Origin of the sequence: Candidatus Blastococcus massiliensis AP3 (genome assembly GCF_000582785.1) — a bacterium.
Classification (GTDB): domain Bacteria; phylum Actinomycetota; class Actinomycetes; order Mycobacteriales; family Geodermatophilaceae; genus Blastococcus; species Blastococcus massiliensis.
On sequence record NZ_HG931175.1, the window covers coordinates 295,643 to 312,105 of the forward strand.

Here is a 16,463-nt window from a genome sequence, read left to right on the forward strand (position 1 = left end):
CCTAGGACGCGGTCGCGTCACGAGACCTGCGTCAGACCCTGCCGCAACTCGTCCATCGCCTGCGCGAGGCTCACCCGCGGCGCCCAACCCCACCCCTGCGCGCGGCCGGCGAGCAGCCGCCCGGTCCAGACCGGTTCGTCGGTCCACTCCGGCGCGACCCCCAGGGCGTCGGTCACCGTGCCCAGGTAGTCCCGCCAGGTCGCGCGCTCGCCGGCGACGATCACCGGGATCGTCCCCCCGGCCACCGGGCCGCGTTCCGGGTCGTCGGAGGTGGCGACGGCGCCGGTGGCCACGTCCGCGATCAGCACCGCCAGGTCGTCGACGTGCACCCAGCTCCAGGTCTGTTCCGGGTTCGCCCGGCGCTCCCCGTTCCGGACCGCCTGTGGTCGCAGCGTGTTCCAGACCGACGTCTCCCCGGCGCCGATGATCGCCGGCGGCCGGACCAGCACGGTCGTGAGCCCGTCGACCTGAGCGAGCGCGGCGTCGGTGGCGTTCTTGGTGTCGGCGTAGGCGCCGCTCCCCTCGGGCGCCAGAGGGCTGTCCTCGGCGACGTCGCCGGCCCCGGCGGAGCGGTCGTACACGGCGGCGGTGGACACGTGCACCAGGCGGGCGACCCCGGCGTCCCTGGCGGCCCGGGCGATGACGGGCGTGCCCTCGACGCCCACGCTGTGCTGCACCTCCCGGGACGAGCCCATGGGGTGGACGGTCGTGACGACCGCGTCGGCGCCCCGGGTCACCTCACGGGCGAACGACTCGTCCGCGAAGTCCCCGACGTGCTCGGTGACGCCGTCGAGGGCGGGGGCGCTCCCGGCCCGGCGGACGACGGCGCGCACCTGCGCCGATCGCTCGACGAGCGCGCGGCACACCGCGGTGCCCACCAGTCCGTTGGCACCGGTCACGACGACGACGGGCGAGGAATCGGTCATGTCCTCCACCCTGCCAGTCACGGTGCGACGGCGCCCTGCGCGCGTCGTCCGCCGCCGAGGCGTCGGACAGCGCTCCGCCGTTCCGTGGCCGGCGGCGATGCGGCCGACGTGGTGGTGATCCAGTCGTCGATCGTCTTCCACCACCCGAACAGCCATGCGGTCAGCTGCGGCTCCTCGCGGGGCACGTCCGCGGCGGGGACCGACCACCAGCGCAGGTGGAGGGTCTTGTCCATGGGCAGGCCACGCCAGATGTCCCGCACCGTGCTCAGGTGCTCCAGCCCGGTGTGCGCCACGAACACGACGTCGGCGTGCGGTGCGGCGGTCAGCGCCGCGGCGACCCCGCCCGGTCTCGGTGGCAGGACCCGCTGCATGGCCTCGGCCCGGTCGACCGCTGCCGCGTGCCCCCGGTCCCGGAGTCGCTGGATGGCCCGCGTCCGGCGCGCGGGGGTGAAGTTGGCGCCCTCCGGGAAGATGAGCAGCGCGTCCTCCTCCCCCAGGCCACGGGCCAGGTCCGCGATCGCTGCCTCCGACCGCTCGCCCGCCCCGGGGCCGGACGAGACGAAGTGGTTGGGCAGCCGGTTGAGGTGGACGTCGATCACCGGGTCGAGTTGCAGGACGTCCTTGAGGACGACGCGTGGCCGGCGCAGGTGGTCCCGGTTCATGAGCGTGTGGACGAGCAGGAGTGAGTCGCCCGGCCCGGCGTGCCGCGAGAGCACCACCATCGCGTTGGTGGAGCCGGGCACCCCGTCGTCCAGCGGTGACCACGACTCGCCGTCGGTGACCAGCCGCAGGGCGAACAGCCGCTGGGCGGTGCGCATCAGGGCGTCGAGAACCAGCCGGAGAACGGTGTAGTGCGCGGCCTGGAACCTCGGCGTCCGCAGGCGGCGGCCGAAGCCGCTGAGCACCCAGAGCACCGCCGCGGCCCCCATCGCCGCCACCTGCAGTGCCAGGTACACCAGCGCGAACGCCAGCAGCCGCAGCGCGCGCCAGCGCCCCGGCAGCCACACCGAGACGATTCCCGCGACGACGACGAGCAGGGGCAGCAGGGCGACACCGGCGACCAGCGCTCCGATGAGGAGCGGCCCGATGACGCGACGGACGCGGCGGGGCGGGAGCACGTCAGGCGCCCGCGTTCCCGGACGGCGCGACGCCGTCGAGGTACTCGCGGGCCGCGGCGTGCGCCAGGTCGATGCGGGCGGGCACGGCGGAGAAGTCGCGGTAGCGCAGATTCGCGGCACCGACCGGAGCGGGGTCCCCCGCAGGGAGCACGTGCACGGTGACCCCCTCCGGCAACGCGGCCAGGTCCGCGGCGAAGCGGTGACGACGGGCGATCTCGAAAGCCACGGTCGCAACCTCCCACGGCCGGGTCGGCGGGCGCAGCGGACGGTCGATCCGGCCCACGTGCAGCACGTAGATCGTGTCCGCTCCGAGAGCGACCGCCCGGCCGACCGGGATGCTGTGCACCAGCCCCCCGTCCAGGTAGTGCTCGCCGTCCAGCTCGACCGGCGGCAGGAGCCCGGGGACGGCGGAGGACGCGAGCACGGCCTCGATCAGCGGCCCCTCGGTGAACCACCGCTCGGCGGCGCGCTCGATGCTGGCCGCGACGCACTGGAACGGCACCTGCAGCTCGCCGAAGGTCCGCACCGGGAGATGCGCCGTGAGCAGATCCCGCAACGGCTCGCGCGGGTGCAGGTGGGTGCGGGTCCGCACGAGCGTGTTCATCCGGGACAGCACCGAACCGCCGAAGATCCGTGCGGCCGCCAGCTCCTCCCACACCGCACGCAGCCGGTCGACCGCGCCCGCCGCCGGATCGGCGGCGACGAGCGCGCCGTTGATGGCGCCCACCGACGTGCCCACGATGAGGTCGGGGCGGATCCCGTGCTCGAACAGGGCCTGCAGCATGCCGACCTCGGCCGCGCCCAGGACTCCCCCGCCGCCGAGGACGAAGGCCGTGCCACCGGGGACGGCCGGCATCCGTGGCGGCCCCATCCTCAGGCCTCGGCGGGGTCGTCCTCCGCCGGCGGCAGGTCCTGGAGCACCCCCTCGGACGGGCTCGCGTGCCGTCCCGGCTCCAGCTCCCGCGCCAGCTTCTGCTCCACCTCGGGGGTTTGCTCCGCGTCGGTCATGCCCCGACTGTGCCCGCGACCGCGCGCGCCGTCGATTCGGGAGGGCCGCCGGGATCCGGTCCGACCGGTCGGCCGCCCGCATGCCAGGCTCGGGGGTGCCGCCCTTCCGTCGGGACACGTCGTGACACGCACTCGGCTCGCTCCCGGCGGGCCACCCCGCCGCCTGAAAGACCAGCTGAGAGGGACATGTGATGCAGAGAGCAGAGCCAGCCGAGCTGTTCGATTTGCGCATGAGCGAGGAGGCCCGGCCGCTCTACGAGCGCGTCGTCCGCTTCCTCGAGGACGTCGTCGCGCCGATGCAGGAGGAGTTCTTCCGGCTCGGCGAGGGCCGCGCCGACCGGTGGTCGTACGCGCCCGGCCAGCTCGAGGCGCTCGAGGGCGCCAAGACCAAGGCCAAGGAAGCCGGCCTGTGGAACTTCTTCCTGCCCAACTCCGAGGTCGGGGGCCTGACCAACCTCGACTACGCCTACATCGCCGTCGAGCTCGGCAAGTACCCGCTCGGCTCCGAGTCGCTCAACTGCTCGGCCCCCGACACCGGCAACATGGAGGTGCTCGAGCGCGTCGGCACCCCCGAGCAGAAGGCGCAGTGGCTGGAGCCGCTGCTCAACGGCGAGATCCGCTCCGCCTTCGCCATGACCGAGCCCGATGTCGGGAGCTCGGACGCCAAGAACGTCCGGCTCCAGGCGGTTCGCGACGGCGACGAGTACGTCATGAACGGCGAGAAGTACTACATCTCCGGCGCCGGCGACCCACGCTGCAAGATCATGATCGTCATGTGCCAGACGAACCCGGACGCGCCGGCACACCAGCAGCAGTCCCAGATCCTGGTGCCGATGGACACCCCGGGCGTCCAGGTGCTCGAGCCGATGGAGGTCTTCGGCCGGGACGACGCCCCGCACGGCCACATGCGCATCCGGTTCACCGACGTGCGCGTGCCCGTCGCCAACATCCTCCTCGGCGAGGGCCGCGGCTTCGAGATCAGCCAGGTGCGCCTCGGCCCGGGACGCATCCACCACTGCATGCGGGCCATCGGGCAGGGCGAGAAGGCCCTGGAGCTGATGGTCCGCCGGGGCAAGTTCCGGGAGGCGTTCGGCAAGCCGATCCTGAACCTCGGCAAGAACATGGAGACGGTGTCGCGGGCGCGCATCGAGCTCGACGCCTGCCGTCTCATGGTGCTCAAGGCCGCCAAGGCGATGGACGTGCTGGGCAACGCCCAGGCCCGGGTCTACGTCTCGGCGGTGAAGGCGATGGTGCCGGAGAAGGTCTGCCAGATCATCGACCAGGCCATCCAGATCCACGGCGCCACCGGGGTGTCCCAGTGGACGCCGCTGGCCGGCATGTACGCCAGTCAGCGCACCCTGCGCCTGGCCGACGGGCCGGACGAGGTGCACCACTTCGTGGTCGGCCGCGCCGAGGCCGGTCGCTACGACGAGCCGGCACCCGGTCGCTCCGAGGCCCGCGGCGAAGGCGTCTTCGCCGGTCCCTGACCGGGCGGAGGCCCGGGAGTGCAGCCTCCCGGGCCTCCGAGCACGGCGCGCGACGTCTCACGCCCGACCGGCGGCCCGCAGCGCGCTCGTGCAGGCCCGCTCCAGGGCCCGCTGCCGTCGTACCCGGGCCAGGAGCCCAGGGACCGGTTCGAGCTGCCGCGGGCCCGAGGAGCTGACCTCCGCGAGACGCCCGTCGGCATAGCGACCCGTCGTGGTGTGCACCGTCCACCGCTCGACGTCCGGCACGGAGAACTCCTGCCCGATGGCGACGGCCGGACCCTGCTGCGGAACAGGACCGCCGGACAGCACCAGCGGGTCGGCATCCCAGTCCGCCACCCGGGCGGTGGTCACGTGCAGTCCCCCGTCGTCGACGCCGAGCACGACGTCCATCGGCCCCTCGCGCGGACGCAGCGCACCAGCACGGACGTCCTCGAGGACGATCACGAGCCGCGGCAGGTACCACCAGTGCTCGCGGCGGAGCATCACCGAGTCCGCCAGCGCGCGCGACGGCGGGAACTTCCGGAGCTCCTGGTCGAGCAGGTGCTCGCCGAACAGGTCGCCGTCGCCGTCCTCGATCAGCCGCGGCCGCCCACTGAGCACCATCGGCCGCCAGGCCGAGCCGGTCAGCCGGGGGTCGGAGAGGGCCAGGGCCGCCTCCCCCGCCGCGCCGACCGCGCGCGCCGTCTCCCACTGCGCCCACGGGAGGGCCACCGCGGGCCGGCCCTCCAGGACGAGCGGAACGACCCCCACCGCCGCGGGCGGTTTTCCGGCGACCGGCCATAACAGTTCGGCCACACCGGCCGAATGGACAGCCGCTCCCACTGTTGTGACGTCCATCACATGGTTTCTACTCGCTCGTACAAGCGGCGAGGGGCCGCCCTGTCCTTGGAGCTGCCATGCCGGCCTTTCTCGTCGGAGCAGTGGTCGGGATCCTGTTCTTCCTCGGGTACCGGTACTACTCCCTCTACCTGGCGCGGAAGGTCTACGCCCTGGACCCGGCGTTCGTCACGCCGTCGCACGAGTTCAACGACGGCGTCGACTTCGTGCCCACCAACAAGCACGTGCTCTTCGGGCACCACTTCACCTCGGTCGCCGGCGCCGCGCCGATCGTCGGCCCGGCCATCGCGGTCTTCTGGGGCTGGGGGCCGGCCCTGGCCTGGATCGTGATCGGCACCATCTTCGCCGCCGGTGTCCACGACCTCGGCGCCATGGCGGTCTCGGTCAGGCACAAGGCGAGGAGCATCGGGACGCTCGCCGGCGACGTGATCAACGGCCGCGCCCGCGTGCTCTTCCTGGCCATCATCTTCTTCCTCCTGACGCTGGTGAACGCGGTGTTCGCCGTCGTCATCGGGAACCTCTTCGTCGCCCAGCCCGGCGCCGTGATCCCGATCGTCGTGGAGATCCCGCTCGCCATCGGCATCGGCATGTACATCTACCGGACCCGCTCGTCGGCGCTGCTGCCCTCGATCGTCGGCGTCGTGGTGCTGTACGCGCTGATCCTGGTCGGCAACGCGGTGCCCGTCTCCCTGGACGGGGTGGCCGAGGCACTCGGCTTCGACCAGACCCGCAACCTCTGGGTGATCCTGCTGTTCGTCTACACCTGGATCGCCTCGCGGATCCCGGTGTGGGTGCTGCTGCAGCCGCGCGACTACATCAACAGCCACCAGTTGTTCATCGCACTGGGTGTGATCGCTCTCGGCGTCATCATCGGCATGAACCAGATCCAGGCCCCGCTGATCAACGACGTCCCCGAGGATGCGCCGAACTTCTTCCCCTTCCTGTTCATCACCATCGCCTGCGGCGCCATCTCCGGCTTCCACTCGCTGGTCTCCTCGGGCACGTCCTCCAAGCAGCTGGACAAGGAGACCGACGCCCGTTACGTCGGGTACATGGGCGCGGTCGGTGAGGGCTCCCTCGCCACCGGGTCGGTACTCGCCACCACGGCGGGCGTGGCCGCCACCCAGGCCGACTGGGAGGCGCTCTACCCCGACTTCGCGACGGCCTCCGGCGGCGCGATCGGCAACTTCGTCAACGGGGTCGCCGAGTTCGCGAACAACCTGGGCGTCCCGCTGGACATCGCCGCGGTCTTCGCCGCGGTCGTCGTGATCAGCTTCGCGGCGACCACCATGGACACCGGCGTGCGCCTGCAGCGCTACGTCGTGCAGGAGATCGGCGAGCTGACCGGGATCCGCGTGCTCGCCCGGAACCTGACCCTCGCCACGACCATCGCCGTCGTCATCCCGTTGGTCATGGCCCTGCTGCCCGGTGGCGGCGAGGCCGGCTACACGTTCGGCGTCCTCTGGCAGCTGTTCGGGACGACGAACCAGCTGACCGCGGGCCTCGCACTGGCCGTGGTCGCGGTCTGGGTCACCCGCCGCGGACGGAACCCGCTGGCGGTACTCGTCCCGCTGGTGTTCCTGCTCGTCATGACGACGTGGGCGCTGATCCTCAACCTGCGCAACTTCATCGAGGCCGAGCAGTGGGTGCTGGCGCCCCTGGACGCGGTGATCTTCGTCCTCGCGCTGTGGCTGATGGCCGAGGCGGCGCTCGCCCTGCGGTCCGCGTTCGCCGACCGCCGGGGGGTGAGTGGAGCCGACGACGGGACCGGCCGCACCGACGAGTCGGCCGTGGCGCGGGCGAACCCCGAGCGTGGCGAGTCCACGTCCGGGCCCACGGAGGGACCGACGGGAGGCACGCGCCGGTGACCTCCCGGATCGTCCTCGTCCGCGGCACCCGCTCGGCGGCTCCGGCCGGCGGTGGGTGCTGCGGGGGCGACGTCCGGCCCTTCGACGAGGGCGGCTCGCACTGCCATCCTCCGCCCCGGGACGAGGTGGGCGAGGTCTACCGGGCCCTGCGATCCGCCTTCCCCCACCCCGTGGACATCCAGGTGGTCGCACCGTCGAACTGGCTCTGGCTGCTGCCCGAGCTGATCCGCGGGGGGCGCCGTCGCGGCATGCGCGGGATCGCCCTCTACCGCTCCGTGCGGGCGGGCATGGCGGTGTCCTCGGTCCTCGTCGACGGCGTGGTGGTGATCTCCGGGGGCCTGCCGGCACCCACCGACGTCGTCAGGCTGGTCGGGCAGGAGCCCGCGCTGCGTCGAGCACTCCCGCGCTGACCCTGGGACGAGCGACCGCTCACCGGGCGGCGGTGGGTCGCGCTCCCTACGGTGGCGGGGTGTTCTTCCTCTTCGGCTTCGGCACCAAGGAACGGGACCTGGGCCCCGGGGCGACCCGAACCTGCCCGAACTGCGGGAACACCACGACCTGGGCGCGGGTGCGGACGGTCAGGCAGGTCACCGTCTTCTTCCTCCCCATCGCCCGCTGGGGCCGACGGCAGCTGGAGGTCTGCGGCATCTGCGGCACCGCCGTCGAGGTCTGAGCAGATGGTCAGGCGGTGCCGGTCCCGCACGTCGACAGGCGGACGGTCTCCGGCAGCTCCTGCAGCGCGGCCAGCAGGGCCGGGGGCAGTGCGGCACTGACGTCGGTGACCGCGTACCCCAGCTCCCCCCGGGTGGCCAGGACCTGACCGTCCACGTTCAGCCCGTGCTCGCCCACCAGCGAGTCCACCCGGGCCAGGACGCCGGGCACGTTCCGGTGCAGCAGCGCGAAACGGGCAGCCGAGGAGCCGTGCAGCGCGACGGTGGGCATGTTGACGCTCAGCGTCGTCGTCCCCGCCCGCAGGTAGTCCACCAGCTTGCCGGCGACGAAGCGCCCGATGTCGTGCTGCGCTTCCTGGGTCGACCCGCCGACGTGCGGCGTGAGGACGACGTTGGGCAGCCCCCGCAGCACCGAGTCGAACGGATCGCCCTGCTCGCGCGGCTCCTCCGGGAACACGTCCACGGCAGCCCCCGCGATGTGGCCGCTGAGCACGTGCTCGCGCAGTGCCTCGTGGTCGACGACGAAACCGCGGGAGAGGTTGAGGAACAGGCTGCGCGGCCGCATCCGGGCGAACTGCTCGGCACCGAAGAGCCCGGCGTTGCCGCCGCGGCCGTCCACGTGCAGGGTGACGGCCTCCGCCCGCTCGAGCAGCTCCTCCAGCGAGCCGCAGCGCTCCGCGTTGCCGAGGGCGAGCTTGTCCTCGAGGTCGTAGTAGACGACCCGCATGCCCAGCGCCTCGGCCAGCACCGAGAGCTGGCTGCCGATGTTGCCGTACCCGACGATGCCGAGGGTGCGCCCGCGGATCTCGTGGCTCCCGGACGCCGACTTGTCCCAGGTGCCCTCGTGCAGCGCGCGGTCCCGGTCGATCAGCCGGCGGGCCAGGCAGATGATCTCCGCCAGCGCCAGCTCGACCACGCTGCGGGTGTTCGAGTACGGCGCGTTGAACACCGCCACCCCGGCTGTCGCGGCGGCCGCGAGGTCGATCTGGTTGGTGCCGATGCAGAAGGCCCCCACGGCGGCGAGCTCCGGACGCTGACGGAGCACGTCGGCCGTCACCTGCGTCTTCGACCGGATGCCCAGCAGGGAGACCCCGTCGAGGGCGGCCGCCAGGTCGGCCTCGTCCAGCGCCCCTCGGCGCGACTCCACCGCGTACCCGGCGGAGGACAGGACCTCCACCGCGACCGGATCGATGTTCTCCAGCAGGAGGGCGTTCGGCATCGCCCGAGTATGTCCGATTCGGGCGTCCGTCAGCCGCCGGCGGCCAGCAGGCGGCCCATCTGCTCGTGCACGGCGTTGATCGCCCGCAGGGGCCGGATCATCACGCGGAACTCCACGATCCGGCCCCCGTCGTCGCACCGGATGATGTCGACGCCGTTCACGTACGTGCCGTCGACGCTCGTCTCGAACTCGAGCACCGCGGTGTCCCCGGCGAGGACCTCCTTCGTGTAGCGGAAGGCACCCTCTCCCCCGCCGGCCAGGGCGTGTGCCGCCGCCGCGAGGTACTGCGTCGTGATCGCCTTCCCCCGCTGCGGCGTGTAGACCACCGGGGAGTAGAAGACGACGTCGTCGGCCAGCAGTTCGTCCAGACCGCCGGGGAGCTCGCCTCCCATGTAGCGGTGCCAGCGGGCGATCACGTCGTCGATCACGGAGCCTCCTCGGTCGCGGGCGCGGGCGCGCCCGGAACCGATCCTGCCGGTCGGGGTGTCGCACCGGATACGGCGACGGCCCCACCGGGGAACCGGTGGGGCCGTCGCCGTGCGTGCCGGTGGGTCAGTGCAGGAGCACCGGGGCCGGCGCTGCGTCGTCCTCCTCGTCGAGGAGGTTCGACTCCTCCTTCCTGCGGGGCAGGAAGGCGACGGGGATCAGGGCGAGGAGGATCAGGACGAACGCGACGGTGAACGTCGTCCCGAAGCCCTCGGCCATGGACTGCAGCGGGTCGGTGAACCCCGGGAGCCGAGACGTGAGCTGGTTGGTCAGGACGACCGACAGCACGGCGGTGCCGATGGAGCCACCGATCTGCTGGACGATGTTGACCAGCGTCGAACCGCGGGCGACCTCGGCGTTGGTCAGCGACTTCAGCGCCGAGGTCATGATCGGCATCATCGTGCCGCCCATGCCGAGGCCCATCACGAACAGCGCGCCGCACAGCACCAGGTACGAGGTGTCGGCGTCGACCTGCGTGAAGACGAAGAAGCCGCTCGCCATCACCAGCAGGGCGACCGGCACGGTGCGGCCGATCGGCACCTTGTCGGCGAGGACGCCGGCGATCGGCATCGTCACCATGGCGCCCAGGCCCTGCGGGGCGATCAGCAGTCCGGCCATCAGCGTCGTCTCACCGCGCACCTGCAGGAAGTACGACGGGAACAGCAGCCCGGCTCCCATGAACGCGATCACGAAGACGAACATCGCGATCGTGGCGATCGTCAGGCGGCGGTTCTTGAACAGGCGCAGGTCGATCAGCGGCTTCTCCGTCCGCAGCGCATGCTGGACGAAGCCGAGGATCAGCAGGACGCCGATGGTCGCCGAGATCCACACCCGCGGGCCGAAGGACGCGCCCTCGCCGCCTTCGGCGATCGAGGAGACACCGAACAGGAACAGGGCCAGGCCCGGCGAGAGCAGCAGCATGCCCGTGACGTCGAACGGCTCGGTCGGGCTCGGCTCGTCCTTGGGGAGCACCCGCAGCGCGTACGCGAGGGCCGCGATGCCGATCGGCAGGTTGATCAGGAAGATCCACTCCCACGACGCGATGTCGATGAGCCAGCCACCGAGGATCGGGCCCGTGATCGGGCCGAGCAGCATCGGGATGCCGAGCACGGCCATGAGCCGGCCGATGCGGTCCGGGCCGGCGGCACGGGTCAGGATCGTCATGCCCAGCGGCATGAGCATGCCGCCGCCGAGGCCCTGCAGGACGCGGAAGGCGATCAGCATCTCGATCGAGGTGGCCATCGCGCACAGCACGGATCCGGCGGTGAAGAGGAACAGCGCCGCGAGGTAGAGGCGCTTCGTGCCGAAGCGGTCGGCGGCCCAGCCGGTGAGCGGGATGACGGTGGCCAGGGCCAGCGTGTAGGCCGTCATGGTCCAGGCGACGGTCGCGTAGGTGGCGCCGAAGACCTCCTGAAAGGTCGGCAGCGCGACGCTGACCACGGTGATGTCGAGGATCGACATGATCGCGCCGAGGACGACGACACCGGCGATCTTGAGGACCGGCCCGTCGATCTTCTCGGGGTACACCGGCGGCAGCGGTGGGGCGGAGCTGGTCACTGGTCGTTCTCCTGGTCTGTACGCGGGCGGAGGACGCCGCCCGCGAGGATGTCCGTGAGTGCCCGGTGCAGCTGGTCGCGCTGCTCCGGGGGCAGGGCGTCCGTGAACGCCTTCACCGAGTCGCGCTTGGCCTCGATGTGCTGCGCCGCGAGCCGCTCGCCGACCGGTGTCAGCGAGACGAGCTTGACGCGGCGGTCGGTCGCGCTCTCCCGCCGCTCGACGAGGTCCAGCTGCAGGAGCTGGTCGACGTTCCGCCCCGCCGCGGCCACCGAGAGCCCGAGGGCGTCGGCGACGGCGTTGATGGGCAACGGCTCGGGGGTCTTGGCCAGCAGGAACAGGGTGCGGGCCTGGGAGAACGACAGGTCGCTCTCGATGAGCGCGTCCAGACCGTCGGACTCGCTGAGGTTCATCAGACGGGTCAGGAACTCCACGAGCACGTCGTGGAGCTCGTCAGGTCGGCCGGGCACCGGAGGACGGTAACGCGATTGCAACCTTTGACGAAGTGAAATGTTTGCTACATCACAATGACTGCTGGGTCACAGGTGCACGTCTTCGACGCGTCCGATCGGCGGCTCGCTAGTGTCCCGGGTCACACCACCTCAGGAGGAACCGTGGCCCGGCCGACCGCCGCTGACGAGCAACTCGTCCACCAACTGCCCGAGCTGCTCCCGGCCGTCGCGACGCCCCATCCCTACTGGCGGGAGAGCCACTTCTTCGACATCCACGACCCGTCGGGCACCGGGGACGCCGTCTTCTTCACCCTGGCGGTGCGGCCGGCGGCGGACCTGATGGACAGCCTCCAGATGGGCCGGGTCGGTGGCGAGCAGATCCTGCACTCCGGAGCCCGGTCACTGGGCGACGACCCGCACACCCCCGAGGTCCCCGGCGCACGCGTCGAGATCGTCGAGCCCTGGCGGGAGGTCCGGCTCTGGGCCGACCCCGACGTCAGCCCCATCGGGGTGGACCTCGTGTTCCGCGCCCGCACCCAGCCCTACGGCCTGCGCCGCGGCACGATGCGGGCGACCGACGGCATCGTCTGGGACCAGAGCCACATCCTGCAGTCGGGCACCTGGTCGGGCACCTACACCGCCGGTGGCGTCGAGCACCGGGTCGACGGATGGGTGGGCCAACGGGACCACTCGTGGGGTGTGCGCGACCACGACCGGTGCCCGCTGTGGATCTGGTTCCAGATCCAGCTCGACGACGGGATGCTCGGCGTCTGGCACTGGGAGCTGGCCAACGGCGCCACGATCTACACCGACGGCTGCTGGGCCGGAGCCGACGGCAGCGATCCGGTCCCCGTCGTGGGCTTCACCTACGACGTCGACTGGCGCGGCCGCGACGGCGCCGTCGTGGCCTACGGGACGAACGGCGAGCAGGTCTCCGGGCTCGCGGGCAGCTGCCGTTTCGTCCTCGCCGACGGCCGGACGATCGACGTCGAGGCCGAGGGCGACTTCGTCCGGCCGTACGAGCCCTTCCACCGCGGCGGGCTCAACGTGGTGCGCGTCCGCACCGGCGACGGGCGGAGCGGCACCGCCGTGTACGAGGTGACCGGCGCCCGCCACCACCGGTTCTTCCCCGACACCGAGGTCGCCGGGGTCCTGCCGTGCTGACCATCGCCGACACGCCCGGGGCACTGACGCCGGAGTGGCTCACCGCCGCCCTCACCGCCTCCGGCTCCCTCGACCGCGCGCGCGTCGTCGACGCGGAGGTGCGGCCGCTCGGCACGGGGCAGATGTGCGACAGCGTCCGGGTCCGCCTGACCTACGACGACCCGGCGGCCGGGCCCGCGTCCCTCGTCGCCAAGCTGCCTGCCGCGGACGAGGGCAGCCGGGCCACCGCCCGAGCCTTCCGCTCGTACGAGAAGGAGGTCCGCTTCTACCAGGAGCTGGCCGAGCGGCTGCCGGTCCGCACGCCCCGCCTGCACTACGCCGACCTCGACCTGGCGACGGCGTCCTTCGTGCTGCTGCTCGAGGACCTCGCACCCGCCCAGCCGGGCGACCAGCTGCGCGGCTGCGACACCGACGTCGCCGCCGCCGCCGTGGCGGAGCTGGTCAACCTGCACGCGCCGCTGTGGGGCGACCCGTCGCTCGCGCAGCTCGACTGGCTGCACGGCGACCCCGAGGGCCGGGGAGCGCTGCTCGGCGAGGTGCTGCCGATGCTGTGGGCGGGCTTCCAGGAGCGGTACGCGGCCTCGCTGCTGCCGCACGTGAAGCAGGCGGGTGACGTGTACTTCAGCCGGCTGGCCACCGGGCGGGCCGCCGACCGCGTCGCCACCGTGACGCACACCGACTACCGCCTGGACAACCTGCTCATCGCGCCGGACGGCGCCGTCACCGTCGTCGACTGGCAAACCTGCGGGACCGGCGTCGGGCCGAGCGACGTCGCGTACTTCCTCGGCGCGGGCCTGGCGCCCGAGGTCCGGCGCGAGGCCGAGGACGGCCTCGTCCGGAGCTACCACGACGGCCTGCTCGCGGCCGGCGTCACCGGCTACGCCTGGGACGACTGCTGGCTGGACTACCGGCGTGGCACCTGGGCCGGCCTGTCCATGGCGGTGCTGGCGTCCATGAGCGTGAAGCGCACCGACCGCGGCGACGCGATGTTCCTGGCCATGGCCGACCGGCACGCGCGGCACGCCCTCGACCTCGACGCCGCCGACGTCCTGGTCTGACCCTCCCTCCTCCCTCGACCCAAGGACACCGACGTGACCCAGCACCTGATGACCATCGACGGCGAGTCCCGGGACTCCTCGAACCGGTTCGACGTGATCAACCCGGCGACGGGAGAGCCCTTCGCGACCGCGCCGGAGGCCGACGCGGTGATCCTGGACGACGCCATGGCCGGTGCCGAGCGGGCGTTCCGCTCCTGGAAGCTCGACGACGACGCACGCCGCGACGCGCTGCGCTCGGCCGCGGCGGCCCTCAACGACGCCATCCCCCGGATCGCTCCCCTGCTCACCCAGGAGCAGGGCAAGCCGCTGAACGAGGCCATCTTCGAGGTGGCGGGCGTCGGCATGTGGCTGCAGTACTACGCCGACCTCGAGGTGGAGCGCGAGATCCTCCAGGACGACGACGCGGCCTTCGTCGAGGTCGTGCGCCGGCCGATCGGCGTCGTGGCCGCGATCGCCCCCTGGAACTTCCCGCTGCTGCTGTCCTCGTGGAAGATCGCCCCGGCCCTGCGCGCCGGCAACACGGTCGTCCTCAAGCCCTCCCCGTACACGCCGCTGTCCTCGCTCGCGATGGTGGAGGTCCTCAACCGGGCGCTGCCGCCCGGCGTGCTCAACGTCGTCACCGGCGGGGACGCGCTGGGCGCCGCGATGACCGCCCACCCCACGCCGCGCAAGGTCAGCTTCACCGGATCGGTCAGCGCCGGGAAGAAGGTGGCGGTGGCCTCCGCCGCGGACCTGAAGCGGGTGACCCTCGAACTCGGCGGCAACGACCCCGCCATCGTGCTGGACGACGCCGATCCCGCCGTGATCGGCAAGCAGCTGTTCTCCGCGGCGTTCCAGAACAACGGCCAGACGTGCATCGCGGTCAAGCGCGTCTACGTCCCGGAGCGCCTGCACGACGCGGTCGTCGACGCCCTCGTCGCGGAGGCCGAGCGCGCCGTCGTCGGCGACGGCATGGACGAGAAGACGCAGTTCGGCCCGATCAACAACCGCCCCCAGTTCGACCGGGTCAGGGCCCTGGTCGACGGCGCACTGTCGTCCGGAGCCCGGGCCGTCGCCGGAGGAACGGCCCTCGAGCGGCCGGGCTACTTCTTCGCGCCGACCATCCTCACCGGCGCCCGGGACGGGACCGCGATCGTCGACGAGGAGCAGTTCGGCCCGGCCCTGCCGGTCATCCCCTACCGGGACCTCGACGACGCCGTGGAGCGCGCCAACGCCACCAGCTTCGGGCTCGGGGCGTCGGTCTGGGCCACCGACACCGAGCGGGGCGAGAGCGTCGCCCGGCGCCTGGACGCCGGATCCGCGTGGGTGAACACGCACGCGGCACTGGCGCCCCACCTGCCGTTCGGCGGGTTCAAGTGGAGCGGCGTCGGCGTGGAGAACGGGACGTGGGGCTACAAGAGCTTCACGGACCTGCAGGTGGTGCACCGGCGCAAGCAGTAGCACCGGCTGCCACCGATCCCCCTGGTCGGACCCCGGAGCGGCTGCCAGGATCGCGGGATGCCCTCCCTCGCCGGCGCCTCGCACCTCGCTCTCACCGTCCGCGACATGGAGGCCAGTGCCGACTGGTACCGGCGCGTCCTCGGTCTCCAGGAGCTGCGCCGGTACGGCGCGGACGAGGCGGGCTCCCCGCGCATCCTGCTCCTGGACCGGGCGAGCTTCTTCGTCGTCGGGCTGTGCCAGTACGACGGCAGCTCGGCCGGCGCGTTCGACCACCGTCGGACCGGCCTGGACCACTTCGCCTTCAAGGTCGCCGACGAGGCCGAACTCGACCGGTGGATCGCCCACCTCGACGAGCAGGGCGTGCCCCACTCCCCCGTGCGCGTCCTGGACCTCGGGCGGTTCGTGTCCTTCGAGGACCCCGACGGCATCCAGTTCGAGCTCTGGCTCTAGGTCCCCGGGTGCGACCGGACGTCCGGCTGCTGCTCCCCCGGCAGGCGGGCGAGTACCGCGGAGCGCGGTGGGCCGTCGTCGTCCTCCTGCTCTACAACGTGGTGGCCACCGGCCGCAGCCTGGTGCACGTCTTCCTCGGTGACAGCGGAGCCGGGTCCATCGCGACCATCGACGTCGACGTCGAGGGTGGCTCCGACGTGGTCGCGCTGCTCGGTCACTGGGGTGGCGCGCAGCTGTCCATGGCCGTGCTCGTCTGGGTGGTCCTGGCGCGCTACCGGGGACTCGTGCCGATGATGTTGGCGGCCGCCGTGCTGGAGGCCCTCCTCCGGTTGCTGATCGGGTCGATGAAGCCGCTGGAGACCCTCGGGACCCCGCCCGGCGCCGCGGGGACCTATGCCGCGCTGGTCGTCTGCGGGGTGGCGCTGGTGGCTTCCCTGGTGCCCCGCGCCGAGGTCAGTCCTCGACCCTGAAGCCGATCTTCAGTGCCACCTGGACGTGCGCGACGTCGCCGTCGACGACCTGACCGCGGATCTCCCCGACCTCGAACCACTCGATGTTGCGAACGGTCGCCGCCGCCTTGCGGATGCCGGTGCGGATCGCGTCGTCGACGCTCGTGGGGCTGCTGCCCACGATCTCGCTGAGCCGGTAGACGTGGTTGGACACGGCCCCTCCTCGGGGGTTCTGGTGCGGCCGGGACGCCGGCACGGGTTCATCGTGGCGGCTCG

The 16,463-nt window shown here is 72.2% G+C and carries 19 protein-coding genes; 9 read left to right on the plus strand and 10 right to left on the minus strand.

All coding sequences use genetic code 11. From position 1 onward, the window contains the following. Positions 1–17: 17 nt before the first annotated feature. The 4 genes from BN344_RS15585 to BN344_RS21075 are packed head-to-tail and all read right to left on the minus strand — an operon-like array spanning position 18 to position 3,052. On the minus strand, positions 18–926 hold the full coding sequence (locus BN344_RS15585; RefSeq protein WP_040339987.1) for an NAD-dependent epimerase/dehydratase family protein: 909 nt from the start codon (positions 924–926) through the stop codon (positions 18–20). 17 nt (positions 927–943) lie between these two features. Next, positions 944–2,044 (minus strand): lysophospholipid acyltransferase family protein, encoded by a 1,101-nt coding sequence (locus BN344_RS15590; protein WP_081788682.1) that lies wholly within the window; start codon positions 2,042–2,044, stop codon positions 944–946. Position 2,045: 1 nt separating this feature from the next. Continuing rightward, positions 2,046–2,900, minus strand: a complete 855-nt coding sequence (locus BN344_RS15595; RefSeq protein ID WP_040339989.1) for a patatin-like phospholipase family protein — start codon at positions 2,898–2,900, stop codon at positions 2,046–2,048. Between the two features lie 17 nt (positions 2,901–2,917). Then, a complete protein-coding gene (locus BN344_RS21075) occupies positions 2,918–3,052 on the minus strand; it encodes a hypothetical protein (protein ID WP_269319917.1) in 135 nt (44 codons plus the stop codon). Positions 3,053–3,282: 230 nt separating this feature from the next. On the opposite strand from BN344_RS21075, the gene BN344_RS15600 reads away from it, so the two are divergent. Beyond that, positions 3,283–4,539, plus strand: coding sequence for an acyl-CoA dehydrogenase family protein (locus tag BN344_RS15600; RefSeq protein WP_231486917.1), 1,257 nt, complete (start codon positions 3,283–3,285; stop codon positions 4,537–4,539). A 57-nt stretch (positions 4,540–4,596) separates the two neighbouring features. Here the strand turns inward: BN344_RS15600 and BN344_RS15605 are convergent, their stop codons facing one another. Continuing rightward, positions 4,597–5,289 (minus strand): hypothetical protein, encoded by a 693-nt coding sequence (locus BN344_RS15605; protein WP_081788683.1) that lies wholly within the window; start codon positions 5,287–5,289, stop codon positions 4,597–4,599. 146 nt (positions 5,290–5,435) lie between these two features. Here BN344_RS15605 and BN344_RS15610 point away from each other — a divergent pair, with 146 nt between their 5' ends. The 3 genes from BN344_RS15610 to BN344_RS15620 are packed head-to-tail and all read left to right on the plus strand — an operon-like array spanning position 5,436 to position 7,917. After that, a complete protein-coding gene (locus BN344_RS15610) occupies positions 5,436–7,244 on the plus strand; it encodes a carbon starvation CstA family protein (protein WP_051516007.1) in 1,809 nt (602 codons plus the stop codon). Further along, complete coding sequence (locus BN344_RS19185) at positions 7,241–7,654, plus strand: hypothetical protein (protein WP_051516008.1); 414 nt, start codon at positions 7,241–7,243, stop codon at positions 7,652–7,654. The genes BN344_RS15610 and BN344_RS19185 overlap by 4 nt, the downstream gene beginning before the upstream one ends. Before the next feature lie 59 nt (positions 7,655–7,713). After that, positions 7,714–7,917 (plus strand): zinc ribbon domain-containing protein, encoded by a 204-nt coding sequence (locus BN344_RS15620; RefSeq protein ID WP_040339993.1) that lies wholly within the window; start codon positions 7,714–7,716, stop codon positions 7,915–7,917. A gap of 8 nt (positions 7,918–7,925) precedes the next feature. Here BN344_RS15620 and serA read toward each other — a convergent pair whose 3' ends face one another. From serA to BN344_RS15640, 4 genes are all read right to left on the minus strand, one after another. Then, a complete protein-coding gene (gene serA / locus BN344_RS15625; RefSeq protein ID WP_040339496.1) occupies positions 7,926–9,134 on the minus strand; it encodes a phosphoglycerate dehydrogenase in 1,209 nt (402 codons plus the stop codon). Between the two features lie 29 nt (positions 9,135–9,163). Then, positions 9,164–9,562 (minus strand): nuclear transport factor 2 family protein, encoded by a 399-nt coding sequence (locus BN344_RS15630; RefSeq protein WP_040339497.1) that lies wholly within the window; start codon positions 9,560–9,562, stop codon positions 9,164–9,166. Between the two features lie 124 nt (positions 9,563–9,686). Further along, positions 9,687–11,177 carry a DHA2 family efflux MFS transporter permease subunit gene (locus BN344_RS15635; RefSeq protein ID WP_051516009.1) on the minus strand — a complete coding sequence of 497 codons (1,491 nt, stop codon included), beginning with the start codon at positions 11,175–11,177 and terminating at the stop codon, positions 9,687–9,689. Beyond that, complete coding sequence (locus tag BN344_RS15640; protein ID WP_040339498.1) at positions 11,174–11,644, minus strand: MarR family winged helix-turn-helix transcriptional regulator; 471 nt, start codon at positions 11,642–11,644, stop codon at positions 11,174–11,176. The genes BN344_RS15635 and BN344_RS15640 overlap by 4 nt, the downstream gene beginning before the upstream one ends. A 144-nt stretch (positions 11,645–11,788) precedes the next feature. Between BN344_RS15640 and BN344_RS19985 the strand changes: the two genes are divergently transcribed. Genes BN344_RS19985 through BN344_RS15665 form a run of 5 tightly spaced genes read left to right on the plus strand, consistent with a single transcriptional unit; the run spans position 11,789 to position 16,208 of the window. Next, the gene (locus BN344_RS19985; RefSeq protein WP_040339499.1) at positions 11,789–12,790 is read left to right on the plus strand and encodes a hypothetical protein; all 1,002 of its coding nucleotides are present in this window, start codon (positions 11,789–11,791) and stop codon (positions 12,788–12,790) included. Continuing rightward, positions 12,784–13,848 (plus strand): phosphotransferase family protein, encoded by a 1,065-nt coding sequence (locus BN344_RS15650; RefSeq protein WP_051516010.1) that lies wholly within the window; start codon positions 12,784–12,786, stop codon positions 13,846–13,848. Before BN344_RS19985 ends, BN344_RS15650 begins: the two co-directional genes overlap by 7 nt. A 33-nt stretch (positions 13,849–13,881) precedes the next feature. Further along, positions 13,882–15,288: an aldehyde dehydrogenase family protein gene (locus BN344_RS15655; protein ID WP_040339500.1), complete on the plus strand. Its 1,407-nt coding sequence runs from the start codon at positions 13,882–13,884 to the stop codon at positions 15,286–15,288. A 57-nt stretch (positions 15,289–15,345) separates the two neighbouring features. Then, a complete protein-coding gene (locus BN344_RS15660) occupies positions 15,346–15,738 on the plus strand; it encodes a VOC family protein (protein ID WP_040339501.1) in 393 nt (130 codons plus the stop codon). Between the two features lie 8 nt (positions 15,739–15,746). Next, positions 15,747–16,208, plus strand: coding sequence for a hypothetical protein (locus tag BN344_RS15665; RefSeq protein WP_040339502.1), 462 nt, complete (start codon positions 15,747–15,749; stop codon positions 16,206–16,208). On the opposite strand, the gene BN344_RS15670 is transcribed toward BN344_RS15665, so the two are convergent. Further along, on the minus strand, positions 16,192–16,401 hold the full coding sequence (locus BN344_RS15670; RefSeq protein ID WP_040339503.1) for a dodecin: 210 nt from the start codon (positions 16,399–16,401) through the stop codon (positions 16,192–16,194). The two genes, BN344_RS15665 and BN344_RS15670, sit on opposite strands and share 17 nt — an antisense overlap. Positions 16,402–16,463: the final 62 nt, after the last annotated feature.